At 71.4% G+C, this 17,019-nt stretch carries 15 protein-coding genes; 12 read left to right on the forward strand and 3 right to left on the reverse strand.

What is annotated here, in order from left to right; genetic code table 11:
- Positions 1 to 150: 150 nt before the first annotated feature.
- On the forward strand, positions 151 to 1,677 hold the full coding sequence (locus tag Q9R26_RS01930) for an MFS transporter (RefSeq protein ID WP_311226411.1): 1,527 nt from the start codon (positions 151 to 153) through the stop codon (positions 1,675 to 1,677).
- Between the two features lie 258 nt (positions 1,678 to 1,935).
- Here Q9R26_RS01930 and Q9R26_RS01935 read toward each other — a convergent pair whose 3' ends face one another.
- The gene (locus Q9R26_RS01935; protein ID WP_311226412.1) at positions 1,936 to 2,964 is read right to left on the reverse strand and encodes a GTP-binding protein; all 1,029 of its coding nucleotides are present in this window, start codon (positions 2,962 to 2,964) and stop codon (positions 1,936 to 1,938) included.
- A 45-nt stretch (positions 2,965 to 3,009) separates the two neighbouring features.
- Here Q9R26_RS01935 and ykgO point away from each other — a divergent pair, with 45 nt between their 5' ends.
- Positions 3,010 to 3,132, forward strand: a complete 123-nt coding sequence (gene ykgO, locus Q9R26_RS01940) for a type B 50S ribosomal protein L36 (RefSeq protein ID WP_182066828.1) — start codon at positions 3,010 to 3,012, stop codon at positions 3,130 to 3,132.
- A 28-nt stretch (positions 3,133 to 3,160) separates the two neighbouring features.
- Positions 3,161 to 3,817, forward strand: coding sequence for a histidine phosphatase family protein (locus Q9R26_RS01945; RefSeq protein ID WP_311226413.1), 657 nt, complete (start codon positions 3,161 to 3,163; stop codon positions 3,815 to 3,817).
- A gap of 134 nt (positions 3,818 to 3,951) precedes the next feature.
- On the opposite strand, the gene Q9R26_RS01950 is transcribed toward Q9R26_RS01945, so the two are convergent.
- A complete protein-coding gene (locus Q9R26_RS01950) occupies positions 3,952 to 5,691 on the reverse strand; it encodes a glycerol-3-phosphate dehydrogenase/oxidase (RefSeq protein WP_311226414.1) in 1,740 nt (579 codons plus the stop codon).
- A 192-nt stretch (positions 5,692 to 5,883) separates the two neighbouring features.
- On the opposite strand from Q9R26_RS01950, the gene Q9R26_RS01955 reads away from it, so the two are divergent.
- The 3 genes from Q9R26_RS01955 to ald all read left to right on the forward strand — a co-directional run bounded on the left by Q9R26_RS01955 (position 5,884) and on the right by ald (position 9,105).
- Positions 5,884 to 6,846, forward strand: coding sequence for a sugar-binding transcriptional regulator (locus Q9R26_RS01955; protein ID WP_247737623.1), 963 nt, complete (start codon positions 5,884 to 5,886; stop codon positions 6,844 to 6,846).
- 48 nt (positions 6,847 to 6,894) lie between these two features.
- Positions 6,895 to 7,854, forward strand: coding sequence for a helix-turn-helix transcriptional regulator (locus tag Q9R26_RS01960; RefSeq protein ID WP_311226415.1), 960 nt, complete (start codon positions 6,895 to 6,897; stop codon positions 7,852 to 7,854).
- Between the two features lie 141 nt (positions 7,855 to 7,995).
- Positions 7,996 to 9,105 carry an alanine dehydrogenase gene (ald, locus tag Q9R26_RS01965; RefSeq protein WP_209133950.1) on the forward strand — a complete coding sequence of 370 codons (1,110 nt, stop codon included), beginning with the start codon at positions 7,996 to 7,998 and terminating at the stop codon, positions 9,103 to 9,105.
- A 154-nt stretch (positions 9,106 to 9,259) separates the two neighbouring features.
- On the opposite strand, the gene Q9R26_RS01970 is transcribed toward ald, so the two are convergent.
- Complete coding sequence (locus tag Q9R26_RS01970) at positions 9,260 to 10,069, reverse strand: tryptophan-rich sensory protein (RefSeq protein WP_311226416.1); 810 nt, start codon at positions 10,067 to 10,069, stop codon at positions 9,260 to 9,262.
- Positions 10,070 to 10,221: 152 nt separating this feature from the next.
- Here Q9R26_RS01970 and Q9R26_RS01975 point away from each other — a divergent pair, with 152 nt between their 5' ends.
- From Q9R26_RS01975 to sufU, 6 genes are all read left to right on the forward strand, one after another.
- Positions 10,222 to 11,205 (forward strand): magnesium and cobalt transport protein CorA, encoded by a 984-nt coding sequence (locus tag Q9R26_RS01975; RefSeq protein WP_111124308.1) that lies wholly within the window; start codon positions 10,222 to 10,224, stop codon positions 11,203 to 11,205.
- A 130-nt stretch (positions 11,206 to 11,335) separates the two neighbouring features.
- Positions 11,336 to 13,447 carry an alpha-galactosidase gene (locus Q9R26_RS01980; RefSeq protein ID WP_311226417.1) on the forward strand — a complete coding sequence of 704 codons (2,112 nt, stop codon included), beginning with the start codon at positions 11,336 to 11,338 and terminating at the stop codon, positions 13,445 to 13,447.
- Positions 13,448 to 13,547: 100 nt separating this feature from the next.
- Positions 13,548 to 14,831: a chloride channel protein gene (locus Q9R26_RS01985; protein WP_027466237.1), complete on the forward strand. Its 1,284-nt coding sequence runs from the start codon at positions 13,548 to 13,550 to the stop codon at positions 14,829 to 14,831.
- Between the two features lie 95 nt (positions 14,832 to 14,926).
- Positions 14,927 to 15,139 (forward strand): Rv0909 family putative TA system antitoxin, encoded by a 213-nt coding sequence (locus Q9R26_RS01990; protein ID WP_182066075.1) that lies wholly within the window; start codon positions 14,927 to 14,929, stop codon positions 15,137 to 15,139.
- 134 nt (positions 15,140 to 15,273) lie between these two features.
- The gene (locus Q9R26_RS01995) at positions 15,274 to 16,566 is read left to right on the forward strand and encodes a SufS family cysteine desulfurase (protein ID WP_311226574.1); all 1,293 of its coding nucleotides are present in this window, start codon (positions 15,274 to 15,276) and stop codon (positions 16,564 to 16,566) included.
- Positions 16,563 to 17,012: a Fe-S cluster assembly sulfur transfer protein SufU gene (gene sufU / locus Q9R26_RS02000; RefSeq protein ID WP_071405057.1), complete on the forward strand. Its 450-nt coding sequence runs from the start codon at positions 16,563 to 16,565 to the stop codon at positions 17,010 to 17,012. Before Q9R26_RS01995 ends, sufU begins: the two co-directional genes overlap by 4 nt.
- The last annotated feature ends 7 nt before the right edge of the window (positions 17,013 to 17,019 follow it).

Below are 17,019 nucleotides of genomic sequence, written 5' to 3' on the forward strand. Positions count from 1 at the left end.
CGGACTGCTGCCGATCGGCGGCGGCCCCCGTTCGGGTGACACGCCGTTCCCTGAGAATCACCGGCCAATGACATTTCGGTTGCTCGGTAACGTCGCTCGCTGTTCTGGGCCGGTTCCCGACGGCCCACCGATCTTCTCGAGGAGCGATGCATGGGTTCCGACCCCAGCAGTACCCACCCCCGACCGCACCGGCGGCTGCGCGAGAGCGACGTCACCGTGGTCGACACGAGCATGATGCGACGAGCCGTCAGCGGCATGGTCGTCGGCAACACCATGGAGTGGTACGACGTCGGTGTGTACGGCTACCTGGCCGTCACGATGGGGAAGGTCTTCCTGCCGACCGCCGAACCCGCGGTGCAGATCCTGTTCAGCCTCGGGGTCTTCGCGGCGACGTACATCGCGCGGCCGCTCGGTGGCATCGTGTTCGGACGCCTCGGTGACCGGATCGGCCGGCAGAAGGTGCTCGCCACGACGCTGATCATGATGGCGGCGTCGACGTTCCTGATCGGCGCGCTCCCCGCGTACGCGACGATCGGCGTGCTCGGCCCGATCCTGCTCGTCGTGCTGAAGCTCGCGCAGGGCTTCTCGACCGGTGGTGAGTACGCCGGGGCGACGACCTTCGTCACCGAGTACGCCCCGGACCGCCGCCGCGGGTTCTTCGCGAGCATCCTGGACTTCGGCAGCTACCTGGGCTTCGCGCTCGGTGCCACGGTCGTCTCGGTGCTGCAGATCACCCTGGGTGACGAGGCGATGACCGCCTACGGGTGGCGGTTCCCCTTCCTCGCCGCCGGTGTGATCGGTGTCGTGGCGATCTGGTTCCGCCTGCGGATCGAGGAGTCGCCGGTGTTCCAGGCGACCCAGGCCGCGCAGGAGGCAGCGACCGAGTCCCGTGCGTCGTTCGACGGTGAGCGTCCGGCCAACGTCGTCGCGATGGTCCGTCAGCACTGGCGTCCGATCGTCATCGCGATCATGCTCGTCGCCGCGTCGAACACCGTGGGCTACGCCCTGACCTCGTACATGCCGACGTACCTGACCGACTCGCTCGGGTACTCCGCCATCGACGGCACGCTGCTGACGATCCCGGTGCTCCTGCTGCTCGCGGTGATGCTGCCGTTGACCGGCAAGCTCTCCGACCGCCTCGGCCGCCGCGTGGTGATGTGGATCGGTGCCGCCACCACCGTCGTGCTCGTCGTGCCGGCGTTCATGCTCATCGGGCACGGGGCGCAGTGGTCGACGCTCGCCGGCCTCGGGCTGCTCGCGCTGATGACCGCACTGTGGGTGTCGAACCAGGCTGCCTCGCTGCCGGCGCTGTTCCCGACCTCGACGCGGTACGGCGGCATGGGCTTCGCCTACAACATCGCGATCGCGGTGTTCGGCGGGACCACGCCCCTGATCGTGCAGGCGCTGCTCACCGCGACGGGTGACGAGCTCGCGCCGGCGTACTTCCTGATGGCGATGAGCGTCGTCGGTGCGATCGGTGTCTTCTGCATGAAGGAGTCCTCGCAGCGCCCGCTGCCCGGGTCGATGCCGGCGGTGGAGACCGAGGACGAGGCGAAGGAGCTCGTGCTCACGCAGGACACGAATCCGCACCTGGACCTCGGTGACCTGCCGTTCGCAGCGCAGGACGCGGCCCGGGCCGCAAGCGACGCCGCCGCCGAGGCCGTGCCGACGCGCTGACGCTGGGGGCGCTCGAGACGCGACCACGGACGGGAGGCGCGGTGCAGGTCCGACCGGCGCTGCGCCTCCCGTCTGTGCGTGCGCATGCTGCGACGATCCACGTGTCGATCGACGCGTGTTCTGTCGGAAGATGCACAAGCACCGGATGCGTGCGCATACTGCGACGATCCACGTGTCGATCGACGCGTGTTCTGTCGGAACATGCGCACGCACGCACGCACGCACGCACGCACGCACCCGCCGCACCCGCCCGCCCCCTCACTCGTGCCGGTGCTCCGACGCAGGGTCCACCGCGGGCCACACCGGGAACGGGTCCGGCCAGCCGCGCCACACGTCCGGCCCGGCGAGCAGCTCGGACGGCGTGAGCAGCGCCTCGTCGAGCGCCCGCTCGATCGCCCGGACGTCGAGCTGCTCGCCGACGAACCACAGCGCCTGCCCGATCGGGGCGTCGGCGTCCCACGACGGGTTTGCGGTGGGGTCGAGCGCGAGCATCGACCCGAAGCTCGACCACGAGCCGACGTGGTCCGGCCGGGATGCCAGGCGGAAGAACCCCCGCGACCGCAGCACGCGGCCGTTCACGCCGGCGGACAGGTCCTCGGCGATGACGGAGGACAGCCGTCCGGGGTGGAACGGCAGCGGTTCCCGGTAGCGCATCGAGACCAGGGCGTCGCGGGCCTCACGCCCCGTGTCCGCACCGCTCGACAGCGCCCGCATCCAGCCGGCACCGGTGGCGAGCACCCGCGCGGCTCCACCGTTCGAGGCCGGCAGGTCGGCGGCACTGCGGATCGCAGGCAGGGCGACGATCACGGCCTGGGGCGCCATCCGGTGCAGCAGCGAGACGAGCGCCCGTCGCCGACGGCCGGACAGCGGTTCGATGCGGTCGAGGGCGATCACCGTCGCGTACTCGACGAGTGCGGCCATCCGGTCCGCGGCCACGAAGGCGTCGTCGACGTCAGACCACAGCAGGTGCGCGACGTCGTCGGCCCGCAGCACCCCGACGACGTGCCGCAGCACCCGGTCGTCGCCGATCTCGGACCGTGCCGCGTTGGCGAGCAGCATGCCGACGGCTCGCGCATCGGCCCCGGGGTGCAGGGTGACGACGAGCCCGTGGGGCGCATCTGGCCCGCAGACCCGGTCGAGCTGGTCGGCGCGGTCGGCCACGGCGCGGGCGGTGGCGAAGGCACTCCCGGCGACGTGCATCCGGTGCCCGTCCGAGATCCGGGCGGCGACGCGGTCGGCGTCGACCCGGTGCAGGGCGGTGACGAGGGTGATGGCAGCAGCACGCATGTCCGCTACTGTAACTGAAAACGGTTATCAACAAGGAGGCTCGTCGTGAAGGTCCGCAACTCCCTCAAGGCCCTGAAGAAGATCCCCGGCTCGCAGGTGGTCCGACGCCGGGGCCGCGTCTACGTCATCAACAAGGAGAACCCCCGCTGGAACACCCGGCAGGGCTGACGTCAGCGGCGGTCCGTAGGGTGGCGGCATGCGACTGCTGTTCATCCGCCACGGCCAGACCCCCGCGAACGTGCACGGCATCCTCGATGCCGTGGTGCCCGGACCGGGGCTGACCGAGCTCGGGCAGCAGCAGGCTGACGCCCTGCCCGCAGCGCTCGCCGACCGGGGGATCGAGCGACTGTTCGTGTCGTCGATGGTCCGCACGCAGATCACCGCGGCGCCCCTCGCGGCCTCGCTGGGCCTCGAGCCCGTGGTGCTGCCGGGCCTGCGTGAGATCGAGGCGGGTGACACGCAGGGCAAGAGCGACACGGTGTCCGTGCAGACCTACATCTCCACCGTGCACGGCTGGTCCGGCGGCGACCGCACGACCCGGATGCCCGGTGCCGAGAGCGGCACCGAGTTCTTCGAGCGTTACGACGACGCCGTCCGGCAGATCGAGACCACCGGGGTCGCGGTCGCCGCCGCCGTCAGTCACGGTGCCGCGATCCGCACGTGGGCGAGCGCAGCTGCGCAGAACACCCCGGACCACTTCGGCACCAAGCGCCACCTGGAGAACACCGGCATCGTCGAACTCGAGGGCTCGTTCGCCGACGGCTGGCGCCTGGTCGACTGGGAAGGCGAGCCGGTCGGCGGCGACCAGCTCATCGACCGCACGGCGCTCGACCCCACCGGCGAGCGGTTCTGACGCGACCAGCAGACGGACGGGAGGTGGGCCCCACCCCCCGGTACCGGCGCACCGCGCCAGCGGGGTGACGGCCGAGACGGGAGGCCCGGTACCAGCTGGTACCGGGCCTCCCGTCTGTCTGCTGGTCGCGTCGACTACGCGAGCTGCGACGCCGACGCCGACGCGGACGTCAGCGGCACGATCACGCCGTGCGACTCACGCAGCACGTCGAGCGTGCGCTGGACCTCGTCCGCGCGCTCCTCGGTCGTCCAACCGAGCGCCTCGGCGAGCACGTCGGCCAGCTCGTCGAGCAGGTCGATCGTGACCCCGCCGACGAACGCCAGGTTCGTGCGGCGCAGGACGACGTCGACCAGGTGGACGGCCTGCTCGTGGCGGGCGAAGTACGCGACCTCGGCGCGGGTGAGCGACGGGTCGGACTCGAGCGGCTCGACCGGGCCGTCGGTCAGGACGTCCACGACCTCGGCGGCACGGGTGCCGTACCGCTCGAGCAGGCCCTCGACCAGGGACTCGTCCAGGCCGTCGCGGTGCGACTTGATCCACAGGGCGCGCTGGGCGTCGGTGGTCGGGAACTCCTTGCCACCGCCGATGGGCATGCCGGTGGTGTCGACCTTGCGGCTCATGCCGAGCTTGGTCGTCGCCTCGGTGGACAGGTGTGCAGCGAGGGCACGGAAGGTCGTCCACTTGCCACCGACGAGCGACAGCACGGTCGACTTCGGCAGCCCCGCGATCTGGGTGTCCACGATCCGGTAGTCACGGGACACGAAGCCGGGGGCGGTGTCCTCGTGGCGGGGGAGCGGGCGGATGCCGGAGTAGCTGTAGACGATGTGGTCGCGGGTGACGTCGATCTGCGGGAACACGTGCTTGACGAGCCCGAAGAAGTAGTCGATCTCCTCGTCGGTCGTCGTGACCGGCTTCGAGGGGTCGGCGTCGATGTCGGTCGTGCCGATGAGGACCCGGCCCTTGAGCGGGTAGATGAGGACGATGCGGCCGTCGTCGTTCTCGAAGAACAGCTCGCGGCCCTTGGTGGCCTCGAGCAGCTCGTCGTTGTGCACGACGATGTGCGAGCCCTTCGTGCCGCCCATGAACTTCGTCTCGCCGCCGAACGCCTCGTTCGTCAGGTCGGTCCAGGGGCCGGAGGCGTTGATCACGACGTCGGCCGTGAAGACGAACTCGTCGCCGGTCTCACGGTCACGCAGCAGGACGCCGCCGTCGCGGGTGCCGGCTGCCTCGACGTAGTTGACGGCGCGTGCCTTGTCGGCTCCGGCGGCCAGGCCGTCCTTCAGGACGTCGAGGGCCAGGCGCTCGGGCTCGTGCACGCTCGCGTCGTAGTAGGTACCCGTGTACTTCAGGTCCTTGTTGAGGGCGGGCATGTCCTCGAGCGCGGCCTTCTTGGTGCGGAAGACGTGCTTCGGGACGGAGCCGCCGTCGCGCGAGAAGGAGTCGTAGATCGTCATGCCGATCTTGATGAGCATCGCGCCGCGCTCCTTGGTGGAGCGCTGCTTGTGCGTCAGCATGCGCAGCGGGGCGTTCATGATGCCGGAGAACGTCGAGAAGATCGGCATGGTCGTCTGCAGCGGCTTGACGTAGTGCGGGGCGATGCGGATCAGGCCGTTGCGCTCCTGCACGCTCTCGCGCACCAGGCGGAACTCGCCGTTCTCCAGGTAGCGGATGCCGCCGTGGATCATGTGGCTCGAGGCCGCGGACGCGCCGGAGGCGTAGTCGCCACGCTCGACCAGGGCGACGTCGACGCCCTGGAGCGCCAGGTCGCGGAACGTCGCGATGCCGTTGATGCCGCCGCCGACGACGAGGACCTGCGCGTTCGGGCGCTCGGTGAGGGCGGTCACCGTGTTCCGGGGCTGTGTCTTCTTCGACATGGTTCGTCGCTTCCTTCGTCTGTTCGTGGGGTCAGGATCGATCGTGCGCTCGTTCGACGGGGCGGGCAACTCGCGTGCACGAACGTGCAGCACACGTGTCGTCCAGGCCCGACGCGGCGGTCAGGAGGCGCGGCAGGGGTTGCAGAGGCCCTGCACGTCCGTGCATGGTTGCGTTCGACAGATCGGAGCACCATGAGCGATGCGGCTCAGCCCATGCGCACGCAGCAGGCGCTGCGCGCCGCCCACCTGTACTACCTGCAGGACCTGACGATGGACGCGATCGCCGACGAACTCGGCACCTCGCGCTCGTCGGTGTCGCGGCTGCTGAAGTACGCCAGGGACACCGGGCTCGTCGACATCCAGATCCGGTCGCCCCTGGACCAGGCCGCTGCGCTGAGCCGGAGCATCCGCTCCCGCTTCGGGGTGCACGCGCACGTCGTCCCGGTGCCGGACCACACGAGCGACGTCGACCGGCTCGAGCGGGTCGCGCTGTCCGCCGCCCGGATCCTGACGCAGTACGTCGAGTCCAACATGGTCATCGGGATCTCGTGGGGCTCGACCGTGAGCGCGGTCAGCCGCTACCTGGTGCCGAAGACCACCCACGGCTCGACGATCGTGCAGATCAACGGCGCCGCGAACACCCGGACCACCGGGATCGTCTACGCGTCCGAGATCCTGCGCCGGTTCGGTGAGGCCTACGGCGCGTTCGTGCAGCAGTTCCCGGTGCCGGCGTTCTTCGACGACCCCGCGACGAAGGAGGCCCTGTTCCGGGAACGTTCGATCCGCCGCGTGCTCGACCTGCACGAGCGGATGGACCTCGTGGTGTTCGGTGTCGGTGCCCCGCAGGCCCCGGTGCCCTCGCACGTGTACTCCGGCGGGTACCTCGACCCCGAGGACCGTGACGAGCTCACGCAGGCGGCTGTCGTCGGCGACGTCTCGACGGTGTTCTACCGGGCGGACGGCTCGTGGAAGGACATCGGGGTGAACGCACGGGCCGGCGCTCCGGACCTCGACACGATCAAGCGCGCGCCGCGGCGGGTCTGCGTCGTTGCCGGGCGGTCGAAGGCGGCGTCGCTGCGGGGCGCGCTGGCCGCCGGGCTCATCACGGACCTGATCCTGGACGAGAGCGTGGGGCAGGCGATCCTGCAGCCCTGAGTCAGGACCTGACGCAGTTTGTCGGTGGTCCGTCCTAGGTTCTCGACCATGGTGCTTTCTCTCGAACAGCCCGGTCAGCGGTACTTCCGGCGGATGGTCGGCAGCGACGTCGACCAGGCGCTCGCGTTCTTCACGGGCGACTACGACTTCCGTGCACCCGTCGTCCGGCGCACCCACGAGAACGCCCACTGGGACTTCGCCGGCGTCGGTGACGAGCGGATGTCGCTGCGCTCGTCGCGGTTCATGGTCGACCTGCGCAGCGAGAGCCAGGTCGACGACGAGTTCCTGGTCGCCTGGATGCGGTCCGGCTCGAGCCGGATCACCACAGGCGGCGAGACGTTCGAGCTCGAGGCCGGTGTGCCCGTCGTGCTGCCCTTCGCCGAGCCGTACGCGCTGCACCACCACGACATCGCTCTGAACCTGGTGCACCTGGACCGCGACTTCGTCCGAGCCGTGGCCGGTGACGACGACTTCGCCTTCGAGCCGATGCGCCGCCCGACGGCCGACGGCATCGCACTGTGGCGGTCGGTGGTGCGGAAGTACTCGGCCACGTGGCTCGACGTCGAACGGGCGATGAGCCCGATGGTGCAGTACGACATCGCCGAGGCCTTCGCGGCCGCGGCGATCCGGGCGTTCCCGCGGCGCAACAGGTGGCGTGCGACGGTGTCCGGCAGTGGGCCGGAGCACGACCGCCTGCGCCGGGCACTCGAGTTCGTGCACGAGCACGCGCGCGAAGCGATCGGCACACCGGAGATCGCCGCGGCGGCCGGGCTCAGCCCGCGCGGACTGCAGCAGTCGCTCCGTCGGCACCTCGACCAGACGCCGGGGGAACTCCTGCGCGGCGTACGACTCGACGGTGCCCGGACCGACCTGGTCGGCGGTGCACTGGACGACACGACCGTTGCCGAGATCGCGCGGACGTGGGGCTTCGGGCACCTCGGACGCTTTTCGGCGACCTACCGCAGCCGCTTCGGGGAGCTGCCGAGCGAGTCGCTGCGCGGGCACTGACCGACTGCTGTTGCGGACTGCTCCGCCGAATCTCGTGACACGGATCGCGCTGCCGCTGTCCGGATGTTCGGCTCAGCGCTGCTGTGGGCGAATCCGGTGCTGAATGGACGGGACGAACGCACCGCCCACGAAGGAGTCAGCATGCGCATCGGCGTCCCCACCGAGATCAAGAACAACGAGTACCGCGTCGCCGCCACTCCGGCTGGCGTCGCCGAACTCGGGTCACACGGCCACCAGGTGCTGGTGCAGGCCGGCGCCGGGTCCGGTTCGGCCTTCACCGACGACGAGTACCGCACCGCAGGCGCCACGATCGTCGACACCGCGGCCGAGGTGTGGGAGCGCGCCGAGCTGATCCTCAAGGTGAAGGAGCCGGTCGCGTCGGAGTACCCGATGATCCGGCCGGGCCAGGTGCTCTTCACCTACCTCCACCTCGCCGCCGACCGACCGCTGACCGACGCGCTCGTCGACTCGGGCGCGACGGCGATCGCCTACGAGACCGTGCAGCTGCCGGACCGCTCGCTGCCCCTGCTGTCGCCGATGTCCGAGGTCGCCGGACGACTGTCCGCCCAGGTCGGCGCGTTCCACCTGATGCGCACGAACGGGGGGCGAGGGCTGCTGCTCGGCGGGGTCCCCGGCACGCCGAAGGGCCGCGTGGTCGTCATCGGCGGCGGCGTCGCGGGGGAGCACGCCGCGACGATGGCGCTCGGCATGGGTGCCGACGTCACCGTCTTCGACATCAGCCTGCCGCGGCTCCGGGCACTGGACGCCCGGTTCGACGGCCGCGTCACGACCCTGCGCTCCTCGGCGCACGCCATCGCCGAGGCCCTGCGCGACGCCGACCTGGTGATCGGCTCCGTGCTCATCCCCGGGGCGTCGGCGCCGAAGCTCGTCACCGACGCGATGGTCGCCGACATGCGGCCGGGCTCGGTGCTGGTCGACATCGCGATCGACCAGGGCGGCTGCTTCGAGGGCTCCCACCCGACCACCCACGACGACCCCACGTTCGCCGTGCACGACACCGTGTACTACTGCGTGGCGAACATGCCCGGCGCCGTCCCGCGCACGAGCACGATCTCGCTGACGAACGCCACGCTGCCGTACGCCGTCGCGATCGCCGACCGGGGCTGGGAGGCCGCGCTCGAGGCCGACCCCGCACTCGCCGCCGGCCTGAACGTGCACGCCGGCCGGGTCACGAACGCCGCGGTCGCCGCCGCGCACGGCCTGGTGGCGTCCACCGCGTCGTCGCGCTGAGGCCGTGGGCGCCTGGCGGCCCGGCCGTCCGCCCGCCCCCCGCCCCCCGCGAAAGCGACAGTTCCCCGCCGAACATCGGCGGGGAACTGTCGGTTTCACGGCCCTGTCGGGCGCGGAGCCGTGAGCACTGTCGCTCTCACGGTCCGGGCGCGCGTCAGACCGCCACCGGGGCCGCCGCCCGACCGGCACGCCCGCCGACCCAGCCGGCGCGGGCACGCACCACCACGGTCACGACGACCACGGCCGCCGCAGCCACCACGGCCGCGACGGCCGTCGGCACGGAGACGAGCGGCCCCTCGAACCGGGCCACGGCGACCCACGCCAGGCCCCACGCGACCGAGGCCATCGGTGCCAGGCGTCCCCGGCCCCACAGCGCGATGAGGACCCCGACGAGCCCGGCCACCGCGGCGACGACCACGCCCCACGGATCCTGCCCGAGTCCGAAGCCCCGAAAGCCCGCCGCCGTCAGCACCGCAGCGGTGTTGGCGGCCGTCGCGACGCAGACCCACCCGAGGTAGAGCCCGAACGTGCCGTCGGTCAGGATCGCCTCGACGACCCCGCGGGACGGGGTCCGGCGCAGGATCGTGAACGTCCAGATCAGCACGACGAGCAGCGCGACGATGATCGGCTCGCTCGCCCACAGGAACCCGAACTGCACGGACAGGATCCACGCGGCGTTGAGCAGCAGGGAGAGCACCGCCGGCACCACCAGCCGCTCGTGCCGCTCGTCGTTCGCGGTGCGGAAGAGCTGCAGCACCGCGTAGCCGATGAGCCCGGCGTAGACGACACTCCAGATCGAGAATGCCGGGCCGTCCGGGGCGATCGCGGTCGAGGACGCCGACAGGGCGCCACCGGCGGCGTCCTGGATGGGCGTGCCGCCGGCAGCGCCAGACCCGACGTACGCGCCGATGACGGCGACGACCGCGCTCACGGCCACCGCGATGCGCTTCCAGATCCTCTTCATGACAGTCCCTTTCGTCAGCATGCTGATGACCTGCACCGTAGGCGGCCGGTAGTGGCGGTCGTGCAGCGCGCGTTCAGGCAGGACGTGGGGTGCACGGCGGCGTGCCACGGGCCTCCAGGCCGGAGACCGGCCACCCTGCGTACGGTGGGCGCGTGAGCGTCGAACTGAACACCGTCTACATCGACCGGATCGCCCCGATCGCGAGTCCGTCCCTCGACGACACCTTCCGGATGCTCGACGAGCAGGGTGCCAGCGCGTGCATCGTCCTGCACCAGCCCGACGCGCAGGAACTCGGCGACGTCGCGGTCGCCCTCGGCCTGCACGAGCTCGCCGTCGAGGACTCCGCCGAGGGGCACCAGCGACCGAAGCTCGAGCGCTACGGCTCGACGCTGTTCGTGGTGCTCAAGCCGGCGCTGTACAACGACCAGCAGGAAGAGGTGGCGTTCGGCGAGGTGCACGCCTTCGTCGGTGAGACCTTCTTCCTCGCCGTCGTGAAGGCCGACCCCCGGGGCAAGCAGACCGTTCCCCGGGCGCTGCAGCGGTTGAGCGGCAAGCCGGGACTGGTGACCGTCGGCCCGCAGGCGCAGCTCTGGGCGCTGATGGACTCCATCGTCGACGGCTACGTGCCGGTGATCGACGGACTCGAAGAGGACATCAACCAGATCGAGGACCAGCTGTTCTCCGGTGAGGCCGGGGTGTCCCGTCGCGTGTACGAGCTGTTCGGCGAGGTCGTCGACTTCCAGCGTGCGGCACGTCCACTCGTCTACATGATCGAGAACCTGCACCGCGGCGCCGAGAAGTACCACCTGCCGATCGAGATGCAGCGGCGGTTCCGCGACGTCCTCGACCACGCGATCCGGGTCGTGGAGCGACTCGACACGTTCCGGCAGCTGCTGCAGAACGCCCTGACCGTCGACTCCACCCTGGCGGCGCAGAAGCAGAACGACGACACGAAGAAGATCTCCGGCTGGGCGGCGATCCTGTTCGCGCCGACGCTCATCGCCGCGATCTACGGGATGAACTTCACGCACATGCCCGAACTCGGCTGGACGTGGGGGTACCCGCTGTCGATCGTCGCGATGGTCCTGTTCGCCGCGATCCTGTACGTGGTGTTCAAGGTCAAGCGCTGGTTCTGAGCCGCGCCGCAGCGGGAGCCGCGCGGCAACGGGAGCCGCGCGGCAACCGGAGCCGCGCCGCGGCTGGATTTGCAGCGGACGGCCTCGGACCGGAAAGCTCTGACGTGCAACGACGCCGACTGGAGCCCGCATGCCGCACGAACTCGTCCACCTGACCGCCGGTGGCGTCTCGCTCGTCCTGGACTGCCGCGACGACGCGCTCCCCGCCGTCGTGCACTGGGGAGCGGCACTCGGACCGCTCGACACCGAGGCGCTGACGGCCCTCGCCGACGCCGACGTCGCGCCCGTCGCACCGAACGAGATGGACGACCCGGTCCGCCTGTCGGTGCTGCCCGAGCCGCACCGGGGCTGGAGCGGTCGTCCGGGGCTCGCCGGGCACCGTGACGGCGCCGACTGGTCGCCCGCGTTCACGGTGACGTCGCTCGTGGTCACCGACACCACGGTCACCGCCGACGCCGAGGACACCACCGCCGGGCTCACGGTCCGGGTGACCATCGAGATGCTCGGCTCCGGGCTCGTGCGGGCCCGCGCGGGCGTGACGAACACCGCCGACGGCGTCTACACCGTCGACGACCTGACGCTCGCGATGCCGATCCCGTCGGGGGCCCGCGAGATCCTGGACTTCGCCGGCCGCTGGGGCAAGGAGCGGACCCCGCAGCGCCGCGAACTCGTCGTGGGGACCCACCAGCGCGAGGGCCGGAAGGGCCGCACCGGCACCGACGCCGCGACCGTGCTGACGGTGGGGGAGCCGGGCTTCGGCTTCGCGCACGGCCAGGTCTGGGGCGTCCACACCGCCTGGAGCGGCAACCACCGGCACCACGCCGAACGGCTCGCCACCGGCCGCCAGGTCATCGGCGGCGGCGAACTCCTGCTATCCGGCGAGGTCCGGCTCGCCACCGGCACCACGTACGAGGGGCCGTGGGTGTACTTCGCCCACGGTGACGGCCTCGACGACCAGGCCCGACGGTTCCACCGCTGGCTCCGCAGCCGCCCGCAGCACCCGACGACGCCCCGCCCGATGACGATCAACGTGTGGGAGGCCGTGTACTTCGACCACGACCTGGCCCGCCTCGTCGACCTCGCCGAACGTGCCGCAGCCCTCGGCGTCGAACGCTACGTGCTCGACGACGGCTGGTTCCGCGGCCGCCGCGACGACCACGCCGGCCTCGGTGACTGGTACGTCGACGAGGACGTCTGGCCGGACGGACTCGGCCCCCTGGTCGACCGCGTCCGTGCGCTCGGCATGGAGTTCGGCCTGTGGTTCGAACCCGAGATGGTGAACGAGGACAGCGACCTCGCCCGCGCCCACCCGGAGTGGATCCTGCAGGCCGACGGTCGGCTGCCCGCCCGGTCCCGCGACCAGCAGGTGCTCAACCTGGCGATCCCCGAGGCCTTCGACCACGTGCTCGAACGGATGACGGCGATCATCGGCGAGTACGCGGTCGACGCCGTGAAGTGGGACCACAACCGCGACCTCGTCGAGGCGGGGTTCCCGGGCGGCGGCGCTGCGGTCCACGAGCAGACCCTCGCCGCGTACCGGCTCATGGCGACGCTCGGCGAGCGGTTCCCGTCCCTGGAGATCGAGTCGTGCTCGTCGGGTGGCGGTCGGGTCGACCTCGGCGTCATCGAGCACACCGCGCGGGTGTGGGTGTCCGACGACATCGACCCGCTCGAGCGCCAGCAGATGCACCGGTGGACGCAGCAGCTCCTGCCGCCGGAGCTGCTCGGGTCGCACATCGCGAGCGGCCGGAACCACACGACCGGTCGCGTCCACGACCTCGCCTTCCGTGCCGGCACGGCGCTGGTCGGGCACCTCGGCATCGAGTGGGACCTGGCCGGCGCGACCGCCGACGAGTCCGCCGCGCTCACCGAGTGGATCGCGCTGTACCGAGAGCTCCGCCCGCTCCTGCACGGCGGTGACCTGGTGCGGTCCGACGAGGTCGACGACGCGCGGCTCGTGTACGGCACGGTCGCGCCGGACCGGCGGCAGGCCGTCTTCTTCCTCGCCGGCATCGGCCGCTCCGAGGTCTCCGGCACCGGCCGGGTCACCTTCCGCGACCTCGACCCCGACACGGCGTACCGCGTCGACCCCGTGGTCATCGGCGACGGCCACGACCTGGTGCGACCGGACTGGTGGTCCGGCCCGCGGGTGTTCAGCGGCCGGGTGCTCGGCACCGTCGGCCTGCAGCCACCGCTCATGCCGGCCGACTGCGTGGTGCCGTTCCGGGTGACGGCCGTCTGACGGCGGGTGGTCGGGGCGCCCGCCCTGGAGGCCCGTCCCGCGTCCGGCGGGCCCGTCCCCGTCCGTCATCGGGTGCGTCCAGCCCGTTAGGCTTCCGGTCATGCCGCACTCCGGACACGCGACCCCGGTCTGGGCCCTCAAGCTCGCCGTCGTCACCGCCCTGGTGGGCGTCTCCGGCGGCATCGCCGGCATCGCGGTCTGGCTCGCGCTCCAGCTCATCCAGTTCGTCGCCTTCGGGTACGGGTTCGGCGGGCACCTCGAGGCCGCCGACGCACCGTCCGGGCTGAACCGGTTCCTCGCGCTCACCGCGGCCGGCGTCCTGACGGGGTTCGCCTGGTGGGCGCTCCGTCGGTGGGGGCGCTCGATCGTCTCGGTCACCGCGGCCGTCGACGGCAAGCGAATGCCGGCCCTGGCGACGCTCGCGAACGCCGGCATCCAGATCCTGGCCGTGGGGCTCGGCGCGTCCATCGGCAAGGAGGTCGCGCCGCGTGAGGTCGGGGCCTGGCTCGCCCAACTCGTCACCCGTCGTGCGGGGCTGACCGCACGCGAGACGAAGATCCTCGTCGCCTGCGGTGCCGCGGCCGGCCTCGCCGCCGTGTACGACGTGCCCCTCGGTGGGGCGCTGTTCGCGGTCGAGGTCCTGCTCGGGGAGATCAGCTTCGCGACCGCCCTGCCCGCCTTCGCCACGAGTGCGGTCGCCGCCATCACCGCCCGGCTCGTGATCCCGGACGAGGTGCTGTACCACGTGCCCGCGATGCACCTGTCGCCGTCGCTGCTCGTCTGGGCGGTCGTCGTGGGCCCCGTGCTGGGGCTCGCCGGGGTCGGGTTCGTCAAGCTGACCAACCGGCTGCAGGGCATCGCCCCGAAGGGCTGGCACCTGCTCGTCGTGCTGCCGGTGGTCTTCGCGATGGTCGGGCTCATCGCGATCCCGTTCCCGGAGATCCTCGGCAACGGTCGGGCGCTCGGCCTCGTCGCGATGAACACCACGCTGGACGACGCCTCGTTCGCCGGCCTCTCGCCGATCGTGCTCCTGCTGCTGCTCGGTGTCCTGCGGACCGTGACCACCTCGGCCACCATCGGGGCCGGTGCGGTCGGTGGCACGCTGACCCCGTCGATCGCCATCGGTTCGGCGATCGGCGGTGGCCTGGGCGGTGCGTGGCTGCTGCTGTGGCCGGCCGACGGTCCGAGCCTGGCGGCCTTCGCGTTCGTCGGTGCCGCGGCCTTCCTCGCCACCACCATGCGGGCACCGTTCACCGCCCTCGTGCTGGTCGTCGAGTTCACCCAGCAGGGCACCGACATCCTCGTGCCCTCGTTGCTCGCGGTGTCCGGCGCGGTCGCCGTCGGGTACGTGCTCGCCCGCCGTCGCAGCGCCCAGATGGTGTGAAGACCCCGAGCGTTCCGGTACGGCCGGCTGCCCGGCGGCCTACTGTCGGCGCCAGGACGGAGCGACGGGCTCCGCACCGAGACGAGGAGCAGCCGATGGCGGGGTTCGACGACATCACGAAGAAGGCCCAGGAGTTCCTGCAGGACGGCAAGGTCCAGGACGCCCTGAAGAGCGAGAAGGCCGAGGGCGTCAGCGACAAGGTGCTCGGCGGCGTGGCCGACGCGGTCAAGAAGGCCACGGGCGGCAAGTACGACGACAAGATCGACGGTGCCCGCGACGCTGCGGACAAGAAGATCGGCAACGAGTAGCGAGCAACGTGCACGGCCCAGGACGCGGCGTGGTCCTGGGCCGTCGCCGTGCCGACTGGACGTGGTCGGGAACAACGGACACCATGGACGGGTTGCTCCGGACAGCAGCACCAGGAGGACGAGACGTGACAGTCGTGGCGCCGAACCAGCCGCTCACCGAGACTGAGGTCGAGGCGATCAAGCGGGACTTCCCGATCCTCGCGCAGGACGTGAACGGGCAGCCGTTGGCGTACCTGGACTCCGGGGCGACGGCTGAACGCCCCCGCCAGGTCCTCGATGCCGAGCGCCGGTTCCTCGAACACGACAACGCCGCCGTCCACCGCGGGGCCCACACGCTCGCGGCGCTCAGCACCGACGCCTACGAGGACGCCCGCGCCACCGTCGCCGGCTTCATCGGAGCCGCCGCCTCGACCGAGGTGGTGTGGACCGCGAACGCCACCGATGCCCTCAACCTCGTCGCCTACGGCATGGCCAACGCCAGCCGTGGCCGCGGCGGTGCCGACGCCGAGCGCTTCCGCCTGGGCGCCGGTGACGAGATCCTCGTGACCGAGGCCGAACACCACGCCAACCTCGTGCCGTGGCAGGAGCTCGCCGCGCTGACCGGTGCCACCCTGCGCTGGATCCCGGTCGCCGACGACGGCACCTGGACCGCCGACGACGCCGCGGCCCTGATCACCGACCGCACGAAGGTCGTCGCGTTCTCGCACGTCTCGAACGTCACCGGGATGATCGCCCCCGTCGAGCAGGTCGTCGGTCTCGCCCACGCCCGCGGCGCCCTCGTCGTGCTCGACGCCTGCCAGTCCGCACCGCACCGTCCCCTCGACGTGCAGCAGCTCGGGGTCGACTTCGCCGCGTTCTCCGGGCACAAGATGCTCGGCCCGAACGGCATCGGCGTGCTCTGGGGCCGTGCCGAGTTGCTCGACGCCCTGCCGCCGTTCCGCACCGGTGGCTCGATGATCACCACCGTGACGATGGAGGGCTCCGAGTTCATGCCGGCACCCGAGCGGTTCGAGGCCGGAACGCAGCCCGTCTCCCAGGCGGTCGCCCTCGCCGAGGCCGTCCGCTACCTGCAGGGCATCGGCATGGAACGTGTCCGTGCCCACGAGGAGCACCTGGCCCGCCGGATGCTCGACGGTCTCGCCGCTGTGCCCGGCATCCGCGTGGTCGGCCCGCCCGCCGGCGTCCCGCGCTCCGGCCTGGTCGCGTTCGACGTCGACGGCGTGCACGCGCACGACGTCTCGCAGTACCTCGACGCGCAGGGCATCGCCGTGCGTTCCGGTCACCACTGCGCCCAGCCCCTGCACCGCCGCCTCGGACTCGTCGCCACGAGCCGGGCGAGCACCTACGTGTACACGACCGACCACGACGTCGACCGGTTCCTCGCAGCCGTCGCCGAGGTCCGCGACTACTTCGGAGCGTCCGCGTGAACGCCCTCGACAGCCTGTACCAGCAGGTCATCCTCGACCACGCGAAAGCGCGGCACGGCGACGGCGCGATGCCCGACGCGGATGCCTCGCACTTCGAGCGGAACCCCACGTGCGGCGACGAGATCACGGTCAGCCTGCGGCTCGAACCCGGCACCGACCGCATCGCCGGGCTCGCCTGGCAGGGCGACGGCTGCTCGATCTCGATGGCCTCGGCATCCGTCCTCACCGACATGGCGGTCGGCCGCACCGTGCCCGAGTTCCTCGCACTGACCGAGGAGTTCCGCACCATGATGCGCTCGCGCGGCGTTGGTGAGCCCGACGAGGACGTCCTCGAGGACCTCGTCGCCTTCCACGGCGTCTCCAAGTTCGTCATGCGCGTCAAGTGCGGCATGCTCGCCTGGGTCGCGGCGGAAGCCGCCGCGCGCGAGGCGACCGCTTCCCGCTGACCCGGCT

This window comes from Curtobacterium sp. BRB10, assembly GCF_031844325.1.
Classification (GTDB): Bacteria; Actinomycetota; Actinomycetes; order Actinomycetales; family Microbacteriaceae; genus Curtobacterium; species Curtobacterium poinsettiae_A.

Coding starts and splice junctions, on each gene's coding strand:
- Q9R26_RS01985 (WP_027466237.1), top strand. CDS start 13,548: ATGCCGCACTCCGGACACGCGACCCCGGTCTGGGCCCTCAAGCTCGCC.
- Q9R26_RS01970 (WP_311226416.1), bottom strand. CDS start 10,069: ATGAAGAGGATCTGGAAGCGCATCGCGGTGGCCGTGAGCGCGGTCGTC.
- ald (WP_209133950.1), top strand. CDS start 7,996: ATGCGCATCGGCGTCCCCACCGAGATCAAGAACAACGAGTACCGCGTC.
- Q9R26_RS01955 (WP_247737623.1), top strand. CDS start 5,884: ATGAGCGATGCGGCTCAGCCCATGCGCACGCAGCAGGCGCTGCGCGCC.
- Q9R26_RS01945 (WP_311226413.1), top strand. CDS start 3,161: ATGCGACTGCTGTTCATCCGCCACGGCCAGACCCCCGCGAACGTGCAC.
- Q9R26_RS01960 (WP_311226415.1), top strand. CDS start 6,895: ATGGTGCTTTCTCTCGAACAGCCCGGTCAGCGGTACTTCCGGCGGATG.
- Q9R26_RS01930 (WP_311226411.1), top strand. CDS start 151: ATGGGTTCCGACCCCAGCAGTACCCACCCCCGACCGCACCGGCGGCTG.
- Q9R26_RS01990 (WP_182066075.1), top strand. CDS start 14,927: ATGGCGGGGTTCGACGACATCACGAAGAAGGCCCAGGAGTTCCTGCAG.
- Q9R26_RS01980 (WP_311226417.1), top strand. CDS start 11,336: ATGCCGCACGAACTCGTCCACCTGACCGCCGGTGGCGTCTCGCTCGTC.
- Q9R26_RS01950 (WP_311226414.1), bottom strand. CDS start 5,691: ATGTCGAAGAAGACACAGCCCCGGAACACGGTGACCGCCCTCACCGAG.
- Q9R26_RS01935 (WP_311226412.1), bottom strand. CDS start 2,964: ATGCGTGCTGCTGCCATCACCCTCGTCACCGCCCTGCACCGGGTCGAC.